Here is an 18,587-nt window from a genome sequence, read left to right as displayed (position 1 = left end):
TGGCGGCAGCGGCGGCAGCGGCAGCGGGTGCGGCCGTGGATGCCGGGGCAGGAGCAGGTGCCGGCGCAGCGGCTTGTTCCTGTTTACCGCAGGCGGTCAGGGCCAGGGCAACGCTTAAAGCGAGCACTAGCGGCTTCATAGGCTTGTTGGTCATGGAAATCCCTCTGGAGGTGTCGATAAATCGCCCGCAAGCGATTGTGTTTACTCAGGCTGGCCCGTCGGTCTCTCCCCCTCTGGCCGCCATGACCGTTCACCCTAGGTCAAAGGTCATGGAGGACACAGTGTCAAAGGTCAGGGGTGGCTTGTCGGCGCTTGCACCGTTGGTTTGTGCGTTGCAGCCGAGTCGTTTTGTTCACCGTCGTAAGGTTGTTACGAGCTTGTCATCGCCACTGGGTATGGCCGTCGTCTATCCCGTTTAGGGGAGCGTGCCGTCGACTGTCACCGGAGGACTGCCATGCGCACTTGTCTAGCTGCTTGTCTTGCCGCTTGCTTGTTAACGCTGTCGGTAACTTCACCCGCCCAGGGTCCGGCTTCAACGGATTTCCGCCACGGCGATCATTCCTGCGATGTGCAGCCGCGGCGCTACCGTTTCCGCGTACTCAATGCCGCCAACGCACGTTTTTTCCATTTGACACTCGCGGGCGAGCGGTCATTCCAGCAGATCGGCAGTGACCAGGGCTTGTTCGCCGCTTCATTTACATCTGGTGCGATTCCAGATTCTGGGCCGCCGCCGTTTCGATCAGAGCGAATGGCTCGCATCACCGTCATTGCGGCCAAGTAAGAATGGGATAGGGCGCTACTTAGTCCCCAGAATCGCCAATTGCGCCGCATTGAGTCGCAGCACGGGATAAGCGCCCACTGCCTGCACGCTGTACCACGGCGAACGCTCAAAGAAGAACTCCAGGCGCGCGCGACTGCTCGCGGCAAACGCAGGATCATCGTGCAGCTTCTGCTCAAACTCCGCTTTGAGCTTCGGATCTTTCACCATCATGTCGCGTGCCAGTTTTTCCAACACGCGCGGTTCGCCATATTCCTTCGGTTCAAAAATCGCGTTGAGATAACCCCAGCGCAGCAAGGAGTCGGGTGCCTGCGGTTCAAGTAGCTCGATAGCGATGTTCGCTGCCCGCTGATTCATCGGCACAACAATCGATCCCGCCGGCAGCGTCACTTCCGTGGGTTTTGCCTGCAGCGAGAAGCTGCGAAGCATGAGGTGACCTTCAAAGGGCACATCCGCCCATTTCGGATCGCTGAGCTGATAAGCCTCCGCGTCCACCTGTTTCATCGGGTGACCGATGCGCAGGTACGCAATGCCATGCTCATCGAGCTTGTCGATGATGACTTTCCACTCCCCGGGGATCACGTAAGCCGCCGGCGGCGTGATCGACAGATCGGGCAGCAAGCCGTTCCAGTTGTCGATGCGATACGTCTGCGGTTTGGTCGGATCGTATTGAATCCAGGTGTCGTTCGAAATGTCGCTGTGCGTCTGGGTGAAGGCGTAGCCTTTCAGCTCGAACGGTGTTGATGCCGGATCGGGCTTGAACGTCAACGGCACCTGCACCTTGGCATCCTGCGAGCGCGCAACAGTGTTCGCGTCTGCCTTGCTCGTCGCAGCGATCAAAGCGGAAGGATCACGATTGATCTCGTCGAGCAACACATGAAGAAGGTCATAAACGGCATAGACTCGGACTGCGTACGACTTAAGCATGTGCGTTTCGATCAGCAACGCAGGACGGTTCTGAAGTGCCGCATAGCCCGTGGAAAAACGGGGCCCGGAGCCAAAGTTTTCGATACCTTTGCGCGGATCGCGGCCGTCCTTGAATTCAAGATAGATCGACGCGAGATGGCCGTGCTTTTCATAGGCGGGCATCGCCTCGTCAACGATGGTTTTCTTCTGCCATGCATCGATCGCCGGATCGAGCTTGTGCGGGTCTTCGGTGTACCACGTCAAGTCGTACTGGTAGTCCGCGCCGTCGGTGGTGTGCACATCGATCAGAAAGTCCGGCAGCCACGTCTGCCAAAGTTTCAGCCACGACTGCATCTCCGGTGCATCCGCTTTGATGTAATCGCGATTGAGATTGAGATATTGCGCCTGGCCGCGAAAACCCATGCTTTCCGGACCGTTCTGGTTGATGCGGTTGTAAGGCGAACTCTGTTCGTGACCATCCACGCTGAATACGGGGATGTAGACCAGCACGATGTGATCGAGCAGGTGCGGATACTTATTCTTGATTGCGATGTCGCGCAACAGCATCAAGCCGGCATCTTTGCCTTCAATCTCACCGGGATGGATGCCCGCTTGCAGCAGCACAATCGGTTTGTGCGCCGCGCGCGCCGCATCGGGCGTGAACGTGCCATCGCCACTGGCGATCACCACCGTCATCGGGCGACCTTGCGGTGTGATGCCAAACGTTTCCAGTTTGATTTTTCCAGGCGCGGCTTGTTGTAACCGCTGCAGATAGGCCAGCGTCTCTTTGTAGGAGGGGGTCGTGCGGAAATGCGATGTTTCCGCGGGCGTGATCCAATCGTTGTTGCTTGGGCCGGCAGCATGCGTGCTCATGGCAAAGGCTCCCAACAGAATGAATGGCAAGAGACGACGCATGATTAGGCCCGATCCTCGTTGATGTCTGCCCGCGACGCGCTGGGCGATGCCGGCAGGGTATCCGGTGCCACGGCGCCACCGGAAATGATGAAAGCCATTGCTTGATCCATGGTCCAGTCGGTGGGCGTCAACTCATCGAGCGGCACCACTTCGAGGTAACCACCCGTCGGATTGGGCGTGGTCGGAATGTACACGGCGGCCATTTCACGGCCCGTACCTTCTTCCATCATCGTGCGCGTGACGAACCCGACGACTTTCATGCCTCTGCGCGGAAAATCCACCAACACCACACGCTGCAGACCGCTTGGTTTGTTCTGCAGCACCGTCGTGAGCTTCTTCGTTCCGCCATAAATGGTTTGTACCAGCGGAATACGTTGCAGCAGTGTGTCAAACGCGTGCAGCAAACGCTGGCCGATCACCCAGTTCGCAAAAAAACCGATGATGTATAGCGCGATCAACGTAAGCACCAACGCCATGATGTTGATAGTCCAGCTTTGATCGAGCTCGGCCGCCGTCTGAGGCGCCCACAGATTGAGTACGGCAACGAATCCGGACACCAGCGGTGCGCCCAAGTTGGCGAGCAGGCCAAAGACGAATTTGAAGACCAGAAACGTGACCCATAAAGGCAGGAAGGTCAGCAGGCCGGTGATGAGATAGCGTTTGAGGCGCAACCGCGGCATTGGGGGATACCGATGGAGTGGGGAGGTCCATTGTAGGGGAGTGGAGGTGCCGCACGATGGGCCTATTCGTCACCCATCCCTTTTCGGTGATTCGGCAATTCCGGTACTGGTGAGCAAAAAGCGCAACTGCTGCTTGAGCGCGTCGCATACTTCCCACGAGAATGAATTGCTCACAGCGCGAACAGGGGAAGCGCATGCGTCGTCTCGAGGATAAGGTGACCTTGGTCACCGGTGCCGCGCGTGGTATCGGCGAAGCGATAGCGCGGGCTTTTGCAAAAGAAGGCGCACATGTGGTTCTGAGCGACATTCGCGACAAGGAAGGTCGGGCTGCCGCGCAGTCCATGGGTCCGAACGCGTCGTACAGTCACCTGGATGTACGCGTGGAACTGGATTGGAAACGCGTGATGGTGCAGATACTGCTCGATCACGGCCGGCTGGATGTGCTGGTCAACAATGCCGGTGTCACGGGCTTCGAAGACGGTATGCGTCTACACGATCCCGAGCACGTATCGCTTGAAGACTGGCATGCTGTTCATCGCACCAATTTGGATGGCGTGTTTCTCGGTTGTAGACAAGCCATACGTGCGATGCGCGACCAGGGCACAGGTTCGATCATCAATATTTCTTCGCGCTCGGGGCTTGTGGGTATTCCTGCAGCTGCGGCCTACGCGTCTTCCAAGGCGGCGGTGCGCAATCACTCCAAGACGGTAGCGCTGTATTGCGCGGAGCAGGGCCTTGCGATTCGCTGCAACTCGATTCACCCCGCCGCGATTCTTACCCCGATGTGGGAGCCGATGCTGGGCCGTGGCCCGGAGCGCGAAGCGAACATGCGCGCATGTGTACGCGATACACCCATGCAGCGTTTCGGTACGCCCGAAGAAGTTGCCGCACTGGCGGTGATGCTCGCTTCCGATGAAGCGGCGTATATGACGGGTACCGAACTCAACATCGATGGCGGCATTCTTGCCGGTTCCGCTGCCACGCTTTCGCAGGAAAACTAGCGATTTTTCGGTTTCAGCCGCACGTAGATTTGCTTGCGAACGATGGCGACGACTTCACCGTCGGCTGTCTTGATCGGCACTTCAAACCAGCGAAGTACTTTCTCGCCGTCGGCCGCCGCGGCACGTAGTTCATCCAGTACCGCGGGCTCGAGCTTGAAGTGCGCGTACACATCCGCGCGTCCTGGCGCGACGAAATCGATCGTGCCCGCTTTGTCCCAGACATAATGATCTTTCCCCAGATGCTGGATGATCAGCAGCATCCAGAATGGATCGGCCATCGCAAACAAGTTACCGCCGAACTGCGTACGCACGTAATTCCGATTCCAAGGACGCAATCGCAACACGACACGCGCTTCGGTGTAACCCTCGTCCAGACTCTCCACGCGAATACTGTTGAAGAAAAACGGTGGCCATAGGTTCAGCAACCGGCGGAAGGTGGAGGCGTGCATTCCATGCTCCTGGAAAAGAAAGCGCAAAGCCTACCATACTCATGCGTATGGTGGGCTTTGTTTTGAGGATTTTCCGCAGAAGCGCGTTTGAGCTGTTTAGAACAACAGCGACGCCATGCGGCGGCGATAGCGTCCAACGAGTTCGGCATCGTCCAGGGTGTTGAATGCGGCTAACAGGCGTTTTTTTGCCTGCCCGTCGTTCCAGTCACGGGCCTTTTCAAGCATCAGCAGCCAATGCTCCATGCCGGCGCCGGGATCGTCGCCAAGGACAAGGCGCACGCCAAGGAGATCGTGCGCTTCCCAATCCTGAGGGTTGGCTTGCAGGCGTTGTTGCAGCGCGTCCAGCGCAGGCGTGCCCTCGAGGGTGCGGACAAGATCGAGCTGACTGCGCAAGCGAACCGCGCGGGTGTCGGTCGCGAGATTGGCTGGCAGCGCATTGAGTTCGGCTTCGGCGGCCGAGGCGTGGCCGGCCTGTGCAAGCGCCACGGCAAGATCCAGCTTCAATTCCGGGCGATCGGCATCCGCAGCGATCGCTTGCTGCAGGCGATTGATGGCTTGTTCGGGCGATTCAGGTGCAGTGTCTTGGGGCTCATCGTCAAGATCGCCTTCTAGCGGTTGCACATGACGCGAAAGAAATTCGCGCAGTTGGCCTTCGGGCAAGGCACCCGCGAAACCGTCGGCAATCTGACCGTCTTTGACCAGCATCACCGTCGGAATGCTGCGGATGCCGAAAACGCCGGCCAGTTCCTGATTCTTGTCGACGTCCACCTTGCCGAGGCGAAACGCGCCGTTGTACTCGGCCGCCAGTTTTTCCAGCATGGGGCCCAGCGTCTTGCAGGGACCGCACCACGTTGCCCAGAAATCCACCAGCACCGGGGTCTTGAGCGAGGCCTGCAATACCTCCGTCTCGAAGTTTTCCTGGTCGACATCAAAGATAGGCGAAGTGACGGCAGCGTTCACAAATAGGTTCCCTGAGGATTATCCGCACATAAATCGGGGCAGAGGGGAGCTTATCAAGAGTGCGCACGGTTGCCGCGGATTTGCGAGAATCGTCTGCATGAGTTTGCCGCCTTCCAGCACCGAGCACGCGCAGAAAGTGGCAACGCCCGCGTTGCTGATTTGTGAATATTGCGACACGGTGCATCGCCGTCGCCCCCTGGCATATGGCGAAGTCGCTCGCTGCCTGCGCTGTCAGGCGGTGCTGGAACGTCACCAGCGGATTGGCGTCAACGGGATGTTCGCGCTGGTCGTCACGGTGATGGTGGTGTTCGTGCAGGCCAATGTGTGGCCCATCATTACGCTCGGCCTCAATGGCGAGCAGATCCGCACCACGTTGTGGGGCATCATCGTCATGATGTGGAAGGAGCATTCGCAGGTCGTGGCGGTTCTTGCGGCCGGGACACTATTCTTCTTCCCGCTGTGCAAGATGCTCACGCTGGGCTGGTTGCTTGCGTACGGTCGCATTGGGCGACGTGCGCCGGGTTTCGGGCGCTTGATGGTGATCATGCACTACATCAACCCGTGGACGATGAGCGAAGTGTTTGTGCTTGGCGTGTTGGTGTCGATCGTCAAGGCGCATCTTTATTTCGATGTGAAACCCGATATCGGTGTTTTCGCCTATGCCGCTCTGGCGGTACTGATCACCATCTTTTCGGGTATCGATGTGCGTCAGTTATGGGACAAGATTCCGGAGCAGGTGCCATGAGCGCGTTGCCCCGTGCGCATGAGCTGGGTGTGATCGGCTGTCACATATGTGGCCTTGTCTGCCGCGATGCCGGCGTAGAGGACGCCGCATGCCCGCGTTGCGGTGCTGAACTGCATCGGCGCAAACCCGATAGTTGCGCCAGGACGTGGGCGTTATTGGTTGCAGCCTTTCTCCTGTACATTCCGGCCAACGTACTGCCGATCATGCGCACGGTGAGTCTGGGCGATGTGGACGACAACACCATCCTCAGTGGCGTGATCGAGTTATGGGTGAAGGGGTCGCCCGATCTGGCGGTCATCGTCTTCACGGCCAGTATCGTGGTGCCGATGATGAAATTCCTGGTCATGACTACGCTATTGCTGAGTGTGCACCGCGGTACCAACTGGGCTCGCACACAGCGGTCCAAGTTGTTTCGGCTGGTAGAGTTCATCGGTTACTGGTCGATGCTCGACGTATTCGTGGTGTCGCTGTTGACCGCGTTGGTGCAGTTCGGATTTTTCAGTCAGGTGGAACCGTTGCCCGGCGTCGTTTACTTCGGGTTGACGGTGGTGCTGACCATGCTGGCTTCCATGAGTTTTGACCCGCGCTTGATCTGGGATTGCAAGGACGAAGATGACTGACGAAACCAAACCCGGTTTGCATGACAATCTGCCGGAGCCGGTAGTACGGCGTCGTCGCGCTACGCCTGCGCTCATCTGGTTGGTGCCGATCGTGGCGGCGCTCGTGGGCCTGTCGCTGGTCATTAACGCGTGGGTGCAGCAAGGGCCAACCATCACGATCAGCTTCCAGAACGCGCAAGGTCTGGACCCTGGCAAGACCGTGGTGAAGTACAAGGACGTGGTCATCGGCAAGGTGACCACCATCCGCTTGAGTCCGGATCATCACAACGTGTTTGTCAAAGTGGATCTGGAAAAGAGCGCACAGAGCATTGCGGTATCGGACTCGCGCTTCTGGGTGGTGCGTCCGCGCATCGGTCTGGGCGGCGTGTCGGGCATCGACACGTTGCTGTCGGGTTCGTTTATCGGTGTGGACGTCGGCAATTCCCAACAGCCGCAATCGGACTTCACAGGTCTGGAAACGCCGCCGTCCGTCACGCATGACGAGAAGGGCAGAAGCTTCATGCTGCATTCGGCGGATCTGGGTTCGCTGGATATCGGTTCACCCATTTACTTCCGTCGTATACAGGTTGGTCGCGTCGCGTCTTACAAACTCAACGACGATGGCAAAGCCGTCTCGCTGCAGATTTTCATTAAAGATCCCTACGACAAATTCGTTACGACCGATTCGCGCTTCTGGAATGCCAGCGGTATCGATGTTTCGATCGGCGCGGACGGTCTGAAACTCAATACGCAATCGCTGGCCACGGTGCTCGCCGGCGGCGTGGCGTTTCTTGATGCGCCGGGCCCGCATCCCAGCACGACGTCCGCGCCGGAAGGCACGAGTTTCACGCTGTTCGACACGCAAACCAATGCGATGGCTCCCCCGGATGGCGAGCCGCATTACATCCGCATGCGCTTCGATCAGTCGCTTCGTGGTTTGGCGGTGAATGCTCCGGTGGAATTCAAGGGCATCCCGCTGGGTAATGTCGTTTCCATTCGCATGGACTATGACGAGAAATCGCAAACCTTCCCGATCTATGTCGGCGCGGTGATCTATCCGGATCGTCTGGGCCGCGCGCACGAGAAGCTGGTGCAGGTCGCCAAGGCGCAGGGCGATAACGACGATCTATCGCACATGATCGGCACCCTCGTTGGGCGTGGTCTGCGCGCGCAGGCACGCTCCGGAAATCTGCTGACCGGTCAGTTGTACATTTCGCTCGATTTCATTCCGAAGGCGCCGAAGGTTGCCTACGACCCGAATGCGCGTCCGCTGGAAATTCCGACTGCACCGGGCGATTTCGACAAGCTGCAGGAGCAGATCGGGCAGATTGTCGACAAGATCCAGAAGATCCCGTTCGACAGCATTGGCAAGAATCTCAACGACTCGCTGGCGGAGCTCGACAGGACGCTCAAGCAGGTCAATGGTCAGGTGCTGCCTGAAGTGCGTAACACCCTGAAAGGTGCGAATCAGACCTTTGGCACGGCGAATACCGCGCTTGCAGCCGATTCCCCGCTGCAGCAAAACCTGACGAGCACCTTGCAGCAGCTGCAGCGCATGGCGCAATCGCTGCGCGTGCTGACGGATTATCTGGGTGCGCATCCGGATGCATTGATACGCGGCCGCCGCGCCGATCCGTCGCCGACCACCGATAGCAGCGCACCTGCAGCATCACCCAGCAACGCCAAGCCACAACAAGGGAGCAACCCATGATTCGCATGCGACACCTCATGGTCGTGCTCGGCACAGCGATGTTGGCGGCGTGTTCGTCGGCACCGATGCACTACTACACGCTCATTCCGGCGCCTGATACGGCCCAAGCTGATACAGCCGTTCCACCGGCCAGCTTCCAGTTCGAGCTGCTGCCGGTGGGCATTCCCGCCCAGGACGATGTGCCCCAGTTGGTGGTACGTCAGGGCGGTCAGGCGGTCGATTTGCTCAACGGCGAGCGTTGGGTCGCGCCGCTGGCCGATGAGGTGCGTGGCGCGCTGTCGGTGGATATCTCTCGCCGTCTTAACGCGCAGGACATCACCACGGGTCTGCCGGTGGATGGCAAGCCGGTGCTGCGCATCAAGGTGGAGCTGCAGCGGTTCGATTCGTCGCCCGGCAGCTATGCGCTGATCGATGCCACCTGGACCATCCGCCCCTTGAAGGGAGAGGGCGTCATCACCTGCCGTAGCCGGATCAACGAGGACGCCGGTCAGGGTTACGAAGGGCTCGTGGCCGGCCACCAGCGTGCGCTGTCGGAGCTGGCCGACCGCATCGCCAGCGTGGCACCGGCCATGGCGGCGGGCAGCACGCCGGGGTGCCCGGCGGGATGATGGAATAATTGCCGCCGATCCAAGAATTAGCCCATTTCTGCTAGTCTGGTCCGTTCAATGCAGCGCGCGGGGAAAGCCCTTTTTGCGCTTACGAATAAGCATAACGGCGCCGGATCATGCAGGACATTCAAGACCAGGGTTCCCAGAACGATTACAACCCGCAGGCGGTGGAATCCGCCGCGCAGCAGTATTGGAATGCGCAGCGCGCGTATGAGGTAACGGAGGATCCCGCAAGGCCCAAGTTCTATTGCCTCGCGATGCTGCCCTATCCATCCGGCGCGCTGCACATGGGGCACGTGCGCAACTACACCATTGCCGACGTCATCAGCCGCTATCAGCGCATGAACGGCAAGAACGTGCTGCAGCCGATGGGCTGGGATGCATTCGGTCTGCCTGCTGAAAACGCTGCGATCAAGAACAACACCGCGCCCGCCAAATGGACGTACAAAAACATCGACCACATGCGCGAGCAGCTCAAATCGCTCGGCTATGCGATCGATTGGTCCCGCGAATTTGCCACCTGCCGCCCGGACTATTACCGCTGGGAACAGCAGATGTTCACGCGGTTGATGAAGAAGGGCCTGGCCTATCGCAAAAACGCGGTAGTGAATTGGGATCCGATCGATCAAACCGTCCTCGCGAACGAGCAGGTGATCGATGGCCGCGGCTGGCGTTCCGGCGCATTGGTCGAGAAGCGCGAAATTCCACAGTGGTTCCTCAAAATCACCGACTACGCGCAGGAACTGCTAGATGGCCTGGACACGCTGCCCGGCTGGCCGGATGCGGTAAAGACCATGCAGCGCAACTGGATCGGTCGCAGCGAAGGTCTGGAGATTCACTTCGCCGTCGAAAACGAAGCCGAGCCGCTGACGGTTTTCACCACACGCCCCGACACGCTGATGGGCGTCACCTTCGTCTCGATCGCTGGCGAACATCCGCTCGCGTTGAAAGCCGCGAAAACCAATCCGAAACTCGCTGCGTTCCTGGATGAACTCAAGCACGGCGGCGTGTCCGAAGCCGAACTCGAAACGCAGGAAAAACGCGGCATGGCCACAGGCCTGTTTGCGATTCACCCGATCACCGGTGAGCAAGTACCGATCTGGGTCGCGAACTTCGTGCTGATGGGTTACGGCACCGGCGCGGTCATGGCGGTACCTGGTCACGACGAGCGCGATTTCGAGTTTGCGCACAAATACAATCTGCCGATCAAGCAAGTCATCGCCATCAGCGGCGACGATGCGAACTACGATCCGCAACACTGGAAAGAGTGGTATTCGGACAAGGCGCGCACCGACATGCGCGTGGTCAACTCCGGCGAACTCGACGGCAAGAATTATCGCGAAGCATTCGATTTTCTCGCTAAGAAACTGGAAGCCGAGGACAAGGGCCTGCGCCGCGTGAACTGGCGTCTGCGCGACTGGGGCGTCAGCCGCCAGCGTTACTGGGGCTGCCCGATTCCGGTGATCTATTGTGCAAAATGCGATGCCGTGCCGGTGCCGGAAGATCAGCTGCCCGTGGTGTTGCCGGAAGACGTCGCGTTCTCTGGCGTGCAATCGCCGATCAAGGCCGATCCCGAATGGCGCAAGACGACGTGCCCACAATGTGGCGGTCCGGCCGAGCGCGAAACCGATACGTTCGATACCTTCATGGAATCGAGCTGGTATTACGCGCGCTACACCAGCCCAGGTGCGCAAGGCCAGGTCGACGAACGCGCCAACTACTGGCTGCCTGTCGATCAGTACATCGGCGGCATCGAACACGCGATCCTGCATCTGCTGTATTTCCGTTTCTATCACAAGCTGATGCGCGACGCGGGCATGGTGAAGGCGGACGAGCCGGCCACCAATCTGCTGTGTCAGGGCATGGTGATTGCCGAAACGTTTTATCGCGAAAACGAGGACGGTTCGAAGGATTGGATCAATCCGGCCGATGTCGAAATCCATCGCGATGAAAAAGCGCGTGTCGTCGGCGCGGTGCTCAAAGCCGACGGCAAGCCGGTGCAGATCGGCGGCACCGAGAAGATGTCCAAATCCAAAAACAACGGCGTCGATCCGCAGACGATGGTGGAGAAGTTCGGCGCGGACACCGTGCGCCTGTTCTCCATGTTCGCCGCGCCGCCAGAGCAGTCGCTGGAGTGGAGCGAAGCGGGTGTGGAAGGTATGGCACGTTTCCTTCGCCGTTTCTGGCGCGAGGTGACAACGCACGTTGGCCAGCCCGACCATCCGGAAGTTGATTCGTCCGCACTCGATGCGGGGCAGAAGGCATTGCGCCGCCAGCTGCACGAGACCATCCAGAAAGTCAGTGACGACTTCGGCCGCCGGCATGCATTCAACACAGCCATCGCATCGTTGATGGAGTTGCTCAACGCCGTAAACAAATTCAGCGACCAGAGCGATCAGGGTCGTGCCGTGCGCCATGAAGTGCTGCAAACCATGGTGCTGCTGCTGAACCCGGTGGTCCCGCATGTCAGCCATACCTTGTGGCAGGCATTGGGTCACCAGCAGTCCGTGGTGGATGATCAGCCGTGGCCGGCGGTAGATACTGCGGCCCTTGTACGCGATTCGTTGACCCTGGCCGTTCAGGTCAATGGCAAATTGCGCGGTACCATCGAGGTGGCGGCGAACGCGTCCAAGGACGATGCCGAAGCTGCAGCCCGCGCACATCCGCAGGTTGCTGCGTTCCTCGAAGGTCAAACCGTTCGCAAAGTGATTGTCGTTCCGGGCAAGATCGTCAACATCGTCGCAGGATAAAAATTCATGAATCGCTTGCTCAAACCGTTATTGCTGTTGCCCGTTCTTGCGCTCGTGGCATGCGGTTTTCACTTGCGTGGAAGCACTGCGTTGCCAAAGGGTATGGAACGCGTGCATCTCACTGTCGGCGGTGGCGGCGATCTGCAGCGCAAAATCGCGCGTGCGTTGCTCGCCTCCAACGTGAAGGTTGAAAAGGAAAGCGGCACCGGCATCGCCGAGCTGCATGTTCCCATCCAGACCTTCTCGATCCAGACGCTAACGGTCAATGGCGTTGCGCAGGTGACGGAGTATGCCGTCCACTACCACGTCTTGTTCAACGCACAGGATGGAACCGGCAAGACAATCATTCCAGGCGAAAGCATCGATATGCAGCGCTCCTACAGTTACGACGCCAGCCAGGTCATCGGCACGCAAGCACAGGTTGAGGCCATTCAGGGCAGCCTGGTCGATGATATGGTTCAGGCCATTCTGTTCCGTCTGCAGGCGGTCAGAAAGAACGGTGAGGAAGCAGCCGTGAAGGCTGCGGGTACGGCGGCACCGGCGTCGGCGGCGTCGACGATGAATTCGTCGCCGCAGGCTATCCCATCAACAACCATTCCCTGATCGCATGCCGCTCAACAGCTCGCAGTGGCAAAAGGCGCTAGCTGCAGACAGCTTGAGCCCGGTGTACCTGCTGGCGGGTGAGGAATTGCTGGTGCTGGAAGCAGCCGATGCCTTGCGCGCGCAGGCGCGCAAGCTCGGCTACACCGAGCGCGACGTGTTGGATGTCGGTGCTCATTTCGACTGGGATGAACTGGCTCGTGCCGGCGCAGGCATGTCCTTGTTTGCAACGCGCCGGTTGATCGATCTGCGTTTGCCGACAGGGCGCCCCGGTACGGAAGGCGCCAAAGCCATCAACGAGTTTTGCGCAAATCCACCACCCGATGTGTCTCTGGTGATCACTGCGGTGGAGTGGAGCAACAAGCACGAAGGCGCCTGGACAAAACAGGTCGATAGCGCCGGCACCGTCGTCGTGTTCAACGCGCCGCGACCGCACGAATGGGAGGCGTGGATCGGTGCACGGCTGGCGACGCGCGGTCTCACCGCTACTCCGGAAGCCGCGGCGTTGCTGGCCGAACGCGTCGAAGGCAACCTGCTCGCCGCCGCGCAAGAGGTGGACAAGCTTGCAGTGCTGCATGGGCAAGGCAAGATCGATGCTGCCGAGATGGAACATCTCGTTGCGGACAGCGCCCGTTATGACGCTTTCAAACTCACCGATGCAGCGCTGAGTGGCGATGGTGGCCGTGCACTACGCATTCTCGATGGCTTGCATGCAGAAGGCGAAGAACTGATCGCATTGATGGGCTGGGTCGTCAATCAGCTGCAGCTGGCCTTGCGTCTGGCCAATGCCCACGACTTCAGCGCCCAGGCGCGGGCGGAACGCCTGTGGCCCGCGCGCGAACAACTGTTCCGAAAAGCCTTGCGCCGCGCGCCGCGCGAACACTGGATGCAGTGTCTTGCTCGCGCCGCGCGTATCGATCGCATTGCCAAAGGGCGCGAAGCAGGCAATGCGTGGCTGGAGGCGCAGCGGCTGATTGCAGCGATGGCCGAGCCAAGGGCCGCACAGGCACTGGCATGATCGCACCGCGTCATACCCGCGAAGTAAAATCGTCCTCGTTGCAAAAGAGAGCAGGGCAGGACGCTTTGGTATGAAACCGCTCGCACTATTCGGTGGTACGTTTGATCCGATTCACATCGGTCATCTCAGCGTCGCCTGGGAAGCATCCGAGTTGCTCGATGCGGAAGTGCGGCTCATGCCTGCCAGCGTGCCACCGCATCGCTCAGCGCCCACTGCCACCGCCGAGCAGCGCGTTGAGATGTTGCGCGCTGCATTGCGTGGCCAATCCCGCTTGACACTGGATACGCGTGAACTCGATCGCAGCGGCCCTTCTTATACGATCGACACGCTGGAAGAGTTTCGCGAGGAATTCGGCGATCGTCCGCTGGTGTTGCTGCTGGGTGCCGATGCCTTTGCGGGTTTGCGCAGCTGGCAGCGCTGGCGGGATCTGTTCGACGTCACCCACATTGGCGTGATCAATCGTCCCGGTGTCGACACCTTCATCTCCGTTGAGCTTGAACGCGCCGTAGCGCCACTGCGCACGGACGATCCCGCCGTGGTGCGTTCACAGCCAGCGGGCCGTGTGATTGAACTGACGGTCACGCCGCTGGAAATTTCAGCCACACGCATTCGCGAGTTGTTGGCGGCGGGGCGCGATCCGCGTTATCTGCTGCCGGCCGGATTGTTCGATGATCCGTCGCTGCTCGCACCGTATCGCGAACCAACCACACCATAAATTAGCTGTACGCGACAAACCGCATAGCTACCGAGTTCATGCAATAACGCAGGCCCGTCGGTTGCGGACCGTCGTCGAATACATGACCCAGATGGCTGTCGCAACCCGCGCAACTGACGGCCGTGCGAGCCATGCCGTAACTGTTATCGGTCGTTTCGATGACATTTTCCTTGGCAATGGGCTGCCAGAAACTGGGCCAGCCCGTACCGGAATCGAATTGCGTCGATGCGTCGAACAATGCGGTATCGCAACCCTGACATCGATAAAGTCCCTTGTGATTGGGCTTCTCATGCTGCCCGCTGAACGCCATTTCCGTTCCCTGGCGCCGCATCACATTGAATGCTTCATCTGAAAGACGCTGATGCCACTGCGCGTCGGTCAATATCAACTTGCGCACATGACACAGCCCCATGCGGTGACCGTCCTCGTCAGCAAAGCAGGCGAGCAACAGATCCGGCGTGTTAGCGGCCGATGCGGCTGCGAGCGCCGCCATGGGATGAGGATCTTTGCCGCCAAGCAGACGCACGACAGATAAACCACCCAAAGCGAGAGCCGTTCCGCCGCCCAACGCTGCAAGAAGAAAGCGGCGCCGGTCCAGCTGATGGTTATGCGATGTGGATGTCACGCTGACCTCCTGGTGATTCAAAAGTGTCTCAACCGAACGTGAAGGCATAAGCATGCACACCCGGATCAAGAAAAGTGATTTCAAAAACGCGATCGCCCGTGCCCTGTGACTGGCGCACAAGCTGATAAAGACGTTGACTCGTGATGGTGCCGTTGCCGTCGGCATCGACATCCGCGCCGTGATCGGTGCCGGGTGCTTTGCCATCAAGCGTGATGCGGAAACGTATCGGCTTGCCGTCTTCGCCTGGACCGAGCACAAGATGCAGATCGCGACCGCGGAAGCGATAGACGATGCTGCCATCGGGTTTGTCGAGCGCCGCGCTTTGCTCGCGCACGGTCCAGCTTCCGCCGAACGCCCATTGGTTGATCGACAACGAAGTCGGTGCGCGGTAAGTCCAGCTATCGTCATGCGCGATCTGCCCGCCCGCGAAATTCTCGCCGCGTGCATAACCCACGTACGTTTCGGGCGAGCGACTCATGTCATCCGAACTGGCAGCTTCCGCACCGGTCGCACCCGGTTGCACGTAACCGCCCGGCAGATCCTTGTAGCCGGCATCCGTCAGCAGTCGGCGAATCACATCTTCGCTTTGCGCATAACCGCCTTCACCGAAATGATGATCGCGAATCTGTCCCTTCGCGTCGATGAAGTAATGCGCCGGCCAGTACTCGTTGTTGAAGCCTTGCCAGATGGCGTAGTTGCTATCCATCGCCACAGGGTAGGTGATGCCAAAATCCTTGATTGCTTTGGCGACATTCGCGGGATCTTTTTCAAACGCGAATTCCGGAGAATGCACGCCGATTACCACCAGCCCATGATCATGATATTTCTGCGCCCACGCATTTACGTAAGGAAGCGTGCGAATGCAGTTGATGCAGGAATACGTCCAGAAATCGACCAGCACCACTTTGCCGTGCAGCGACTCGGGCGTCAGCGGTGCGCTGTTGAACCACTGAGTCGCGCCACTGAGCGAAGGGAGTTCACCTTCCACGGGTAACGCTGCATCCGCTCTAGGTGCGGGTGCGGCGAGAGCCGGTGCAGGGCGAACGGCATCGATCAACTTCTGCTCGACGCCGCTCGTGCTTGCCAGCGATACCCGCGTCAGCAAGCCTGTATCCACGCCAAGCGCGATCACTGCCACGCCACACAACACCAGCACACCCAACGCACGACGTACCCATTCGCCAGTGCCCAATGAGCGTTTCATCATCGAAAACACCTGGCCGCCCACCAACAAAGCGAGCGCCAGTGAAACGGCTGCACCACCTGCATAAGTGAGCAACAGAAGCGTGGTTTGCACGCTCGCACCCTTCAGCGCAGCACCTGTCAGCAGCAGTCCTAGAATGGGCCCCGCGCAGGGTGCCCAAAGCAAACCAGTCGCAACGCCCAATCCCGCGGCCGACCACGGCGAATCATCGTGCTCATTGGAGCGTGCCGTAAGTCGATTGCCGAGTTTTACAAACGGACGGCTAATCCATTCGGCGATGTGCGGCGAAAGCAGGGTGGCGCCAAGAACCGCGAGCACCGCCAGCGCGATGTAACGGCCATATTGATTGGCACGCACCGCCCAGCCACCGCCCACCGCGGCAAGCGTGGCCACCAGGGCGAAGGTGAGCGCCATGCCGATCAGCATGGGCAGGCCGTTGCGCGCGAACGGACGATCCGCACGCGCAAACACAAACGGCAACACGGGCAGGATGCACGGGCTGAGAATCGTCAGCACGCCACCCAGGAAAGCAAGAATCAGCAGGATCATGAATCGGCTCGTTGATTCCGGTGTGAGGGATGGTCCTGATGACTATTCGTCGTCAGAGTTGGTGCGGTTACGCCCAGTGTGCGTTGTCGTGCTGCGCAAGGTAACCGTGGCCCCTTGCGAAACGAAATAAATCCTGAAGAACCACGACGGATCGACCATGCCGCAAACCCTGGCCATCAATACCTTGACCTTTCGGGGCCCGTGGGTACTACTACGCGGACTCCCGGACCGGGTTCGGGGTATTGATCAGGCTGTGTCCACCGAAAGCATCAGTGCCAACGAGCAGGCTGACCGGCAGCGGGCAGCATGGATGGCCGCCGCGCAAGCGGGCGACCAGCGTGCCTATTCGCGTTTGCTGAGCGATTCGGTGGCGTTGATTCGCGCGGTCGCCAGACGCCAGGGTGTGCCGGTCGACACGGTGGATGACGTGGTGCAGGAAACGCTGCTCACGATCCATCGCGTGCGTCACACGTTCGATCCTTCGCGCTCTTACGATGCGTGGTTGTCGGCGATCGCCAGCCGGCGCGCAATCGATGCGCTGCGTAGCGGTGGTCGTCGCGACCGGCGCGAAGTCCATGATGATTTCGCATTCGAGAGCCACCCCGATCGCGACGACGCCAGTAAGCACACCGAGCGCGATCAGGACGCACAGCGATTGCGTGACGCCATCAAAACGCTGCCGCCGGGGCAGCGCGAAGCGGTCGAACAGCTTGGTTTGAAAGAGCGCTCGCTGGCCGAAGCGGCCGAGCGTACCGGTCGCAATACCGGCGCATTGAAAGTGAATCTGCATCGCGCGCTGAAAACGCTGCGCGATCGACTGCACGGAGAACCTTAGTACCGATGTCTGACGTATCACGCCATGATGCCTTGATCGACGCGCTCGGCGCGGAGCTGACGCCCGTGCGGCGTCTGCTGCCGCCGTGGGTGCGTACGGTCGGCTGGCTGGCGGTGGTGGCGATCGTCGCCGCGATGATGCTCAGCCATTACGGTGCGGAGACCATGCTGCGTCGCTGGCACGCTGCACCGGATCTTGGCGTGGCGGCGCTAGGTGCCGTGCTGACTGCGATCACCGCGTCGCTGGCGGCGTTTGCGCTCGCGGTGCCCGGTCGTTCCTCTAAGTGGGTATGGCTGCCCGTGCCCAGCGCGCTGCTATGGATCGGCGCCAGCGGTATGGGTTGCCTTAGGGCTCACATTCCCGGGATGCATGTCTTAGATATGCATGGCGCCAATGACTGCCTGATCTTCATCATCAGCTTGTCGGTCCCACTGTCGGGTCTGCTGATCTGGCTACTGCGGCGGGCCTGCCCGCTGCGTCCTGTGCTCACGGCGGTCGTTGTAGGCCTTGCCAGCGCTTCGGCCTCGGCGTGCCTGCTGGAAATCATCCACAACGTCGACGCGGCCGCGTCGGATTTGCTGATGCATGCGCTTGCCGTCGCCATCGTTATCGGGGTGAATGCCCTGATGGGCGGGCGTCTGCTTTCACGTGCCTGAGCCCCGGCTCCAACCTCGCAGAGGTGGCAGCGCCATGACCGCGGACTCGTCCGCTGGCTAGGGTGTAAAGCACCTGAAACAAGGCGTTCAGCGAGCTGGATTCGCACCCCTGAAAAGACGACGGAATGAATCTCCAATAGCCGATTTTCAAGCGCCCACTTGACGTCCCATTACGGTCGGGCGGATATACTGGAGCTGCGCCATCCCGCGCAGCCGATACGCCGCGAGGCCCTAACTCTTGATCACATCCCGTAATGCCAAGGCCGTCACCACGGCCACCCTG

Annotated in this window: 17 protein-coding genes; 11 read left to right on the top strand and 6 right to left on the bottom strand. The window is 59.8% G+C overall.

Going from position 1 to position 18,587, the window contains the following annotated elements; translation table 11 throughout:
• Positions 1–796: 796 nt before the first annotated feature.
• Both VK725_RS11910 and VK725_RS11905 read right to left on the bottom strand, forming a co-directional pair.
• Positions 797–2,599 carry a M14 family metallopeptidase gene (locus tag VK725_RS11910; RefSeq protein ID WP_414648493.1) on the bottom strand — a complete coding sequence of 601 codons (1,803 nt, stop codon included), beginning with the start codon at positions 2,597–2,599 and terminating at the stop codon, positions 797–799.
• A 2-nt stretch (positions 2,600–2,601) separates the two neighbouring features.
• Positions 2,602–3,279, bottom strand: coding sequence for a DUF502 domain-containing protein (locus tag VK725_RS11905; RefSeq protein WP_325318269.1), 678 nt, complete (start codon positions 3,277–3,279; stop codon positions 2,602–2,604).
• Positions 3,280–3,473: 194 nt separating this feature from the next.
• Between VK725_RS11905 and VK725_RS11900 the strand changes: the two genes are divergently transcribed.
• Entirely contained in the window at positions 3,474–4,280 is an 807-nt protein-coding gene (locus VK725_RS11900) for a glucose 1-dehydrogenase (RefSeq protein ID WP_325318268.1), read from the top strand.
• Here VK725_RS11900 and VK725_RS11895 read toward each other — a convergent pair.
• Positions 4,277–4,729, bottom strand: coding sequence for a DUF4442 domain-containing protein (locus tag VK725_RS11895; RefSeq protein WP_325318267.1), 453 nt, complete (start codon positions 4,727–4,729; stop codon positions 4,277–4,279). The genes VK725_RS11900 and VK725_RS11895 overlap by 4 nt on opposite strands.
• Before the next feature lie 96 nt (positions 4,730–4,825).
• A complete protein-coding gene (trxA, locus tag VK725_RS11890) occupies positions 4,826–5,689 on the bottom strand; it encodes a thioredoxin (RefSeq protein WP_325318266.1) in 864 nt (287 codons plus the stop codon).
• Positions 5,690–5,786: 97 nt separating this feature from the next.
• Between trxA and VK725_RS11885 the strand changes: the two genes are divergently transcribed.
• From VK725_RS11885 to nadD, 8 genes are all read left to right on the top strand, one after another.
• A complete protein-coding gene (locus VK725_RS11885; RefSeq protein WP_325318265.1) occupies positions 5,787–6,434 on the top strand; it encodes a paraquat-inducible protein A in 648 nt (215 codons plus the stop codon).
• Entirely contained in the window at positions 6,431–7,054 is a 624-nt protein-coding gene (locus VK725_RS11880; RefSeq protein WP_325318264.1) for a paraquat-inducible protein A, read from the top strand. The genes VK725_RS11885 and VK725_RS11880 overlap by 4 nt, the downstream gene beginning before the upstream one ends.
• Positions 7,047–8,744, top strand: coding sequence for an intermembrane transport protein PqiB (locus VK725_RS11875; protein ID WP_325318263.1), 1,698 nt, complete (start codon positions 7,047–7,049; stop codon positions 8,742–8,744). Before VK725_RS11880 ends, VK725_RS11875 begins: the two co-directional genes overlap by 8 nt.
• Positions 8,741–9,352, top strand: a complete 612-nt coding sequence (locus VK725_RS11870; RefSeq protein WP_325318262.1) for a PqiC family protein — start codon at positions 8,741–8,743, stop codon at positions 9,350–9,352. The genes VK725_RS11875 and VK725_RS11870 overlap by 4 nt, the downstream gene beginning before the upstream one ends.
• Before the next feature lie 116 nt (positions 9,353–9,468).
• A complete protein-coding gene (leuS, locus tag VK725_RS11865; RefSeq protein ID WP_325318261.1) occupies positions 9,469–12,102 on the top strand; it encodes a leucine--tRNA ligase in 2,634 nt (877 codons plus the stop codon).
• Positions 12,103–12,108: 6 nt separating this feature from the next.
• Positions 12,109–12,705 (top strand): LPS assembly lipoprotein LptE, encoded by a 597-nt coding sequence (gene lptE, locus VK725_RS11860; protein ID WP_325318260.1) that lies wholly within the window; start codon positions 12,109–12,111, stop codon positions 12,703–12,705.
• A 4-nt stretch (positions 12,706–12,709) separates the two neighbouring features.
• Positions 12,710–13,720, top strand: coding sequence for a DNA polymerase III subunit delta (holA, locus tag VK725_RS11855; RefSeq protein WP_325318259.1), 1,011 nt, complete (start codon positions 12,710–12,712; stop codon positions 13,718–13,720).
• Between the two features lie 70 nt (positions 13,721–13,790).
• Positions 13,791–14,435 carry a nicotinate-nucleotide adenylyltransferase gene (nadD, locus tag VK725_RS11850; RefSeq protein WP_325318258.1) on the top strand — a complete coding sequence of 215 codons (645 nt, stop codon included), beginning with the start codon at positions 13,791–13,793 and terminating at the stop codon, positions 14,433–14,435.
• A 1-nt stretch (position 14,436) separates the two neighbouring features.
• Here the strand turns inward: nadD and msrB are convergent, their stop codons facing one another.
• Together msrB and VK725_RS11840 are read right to left on the bottom strand one after the other, a co-directional pair.
• Positions 14,437–15,060: a peptide-methionine (R)-S-oxide reductase MsrB gene (msrB, locus tag VK725_RS11845; protein ID WP_325318257.1), complete on the bottom strand. Its 624-nt coding sequence runs from the start codon at positions 15,058–15,060 to the stop codon at positions 14,437–14,439.
• A gap of 28 nt (positions 15,061–15,088) precedes the next feature.
• Positions 15,089–16,813 carry a cytochrome c biogenesis protein DipZ gene (locus VK725_RS11840; RefSeq protein WP_325318256.1) on the bottom strand — a complete coding sequence of 575 codons (1,725 nt, stop codon included), beginning with the start codon at positions 16,811–16,813 and terminating at the stop codon, positions 15,089–15,091.
• A gap of 310 nt (positions 16,814–17,123) precedes the next feature.
• Here VK725_RS11840 and VK725_RS11835 point away from each other — a divergent pair, with 310 nt between their 5' ends.
• Complete coding sequence (locus tag VK725_RS11835; RefSeq protein WP_325318271.1) at positions 17,124–17,648, top strand: sigma-70 family RNA polymerase sigma factor; 525 nt, start codon at positions 17,124–17,126, stop codon at positions 17,646–17,648.
• Between the two features lie 5 nt (positions 17,649–17,653).
• Positions 17,654–18,304 carry an NrsF family protein gene (locus tag VK725_RS11830; protein ID WP_325318255.1) on the top strand — a complete coding sequence of 217 codons (651 nt, stop codon included), beginning with the start codon at positions 17,654–17,656 and terminating at the stop codon, positions 18,302–18,304.
• Positions 18,305–18,587 lie beyond the last annotated feature (283 nt).

Origin of the sequence: Dyella sp. (assembly GCF_035486915.1) — a bacterium.
GTDB lineage: Bacteria > Pseudomonadota > Gammaproteobacteria > Xanthomonadales > Rhodanobacteraceae > Dyella_B.
Note: the sequence above shows the minus strand (reverse complement) of the source record. Positions and strands in the feature narration are given on the sequence as shown.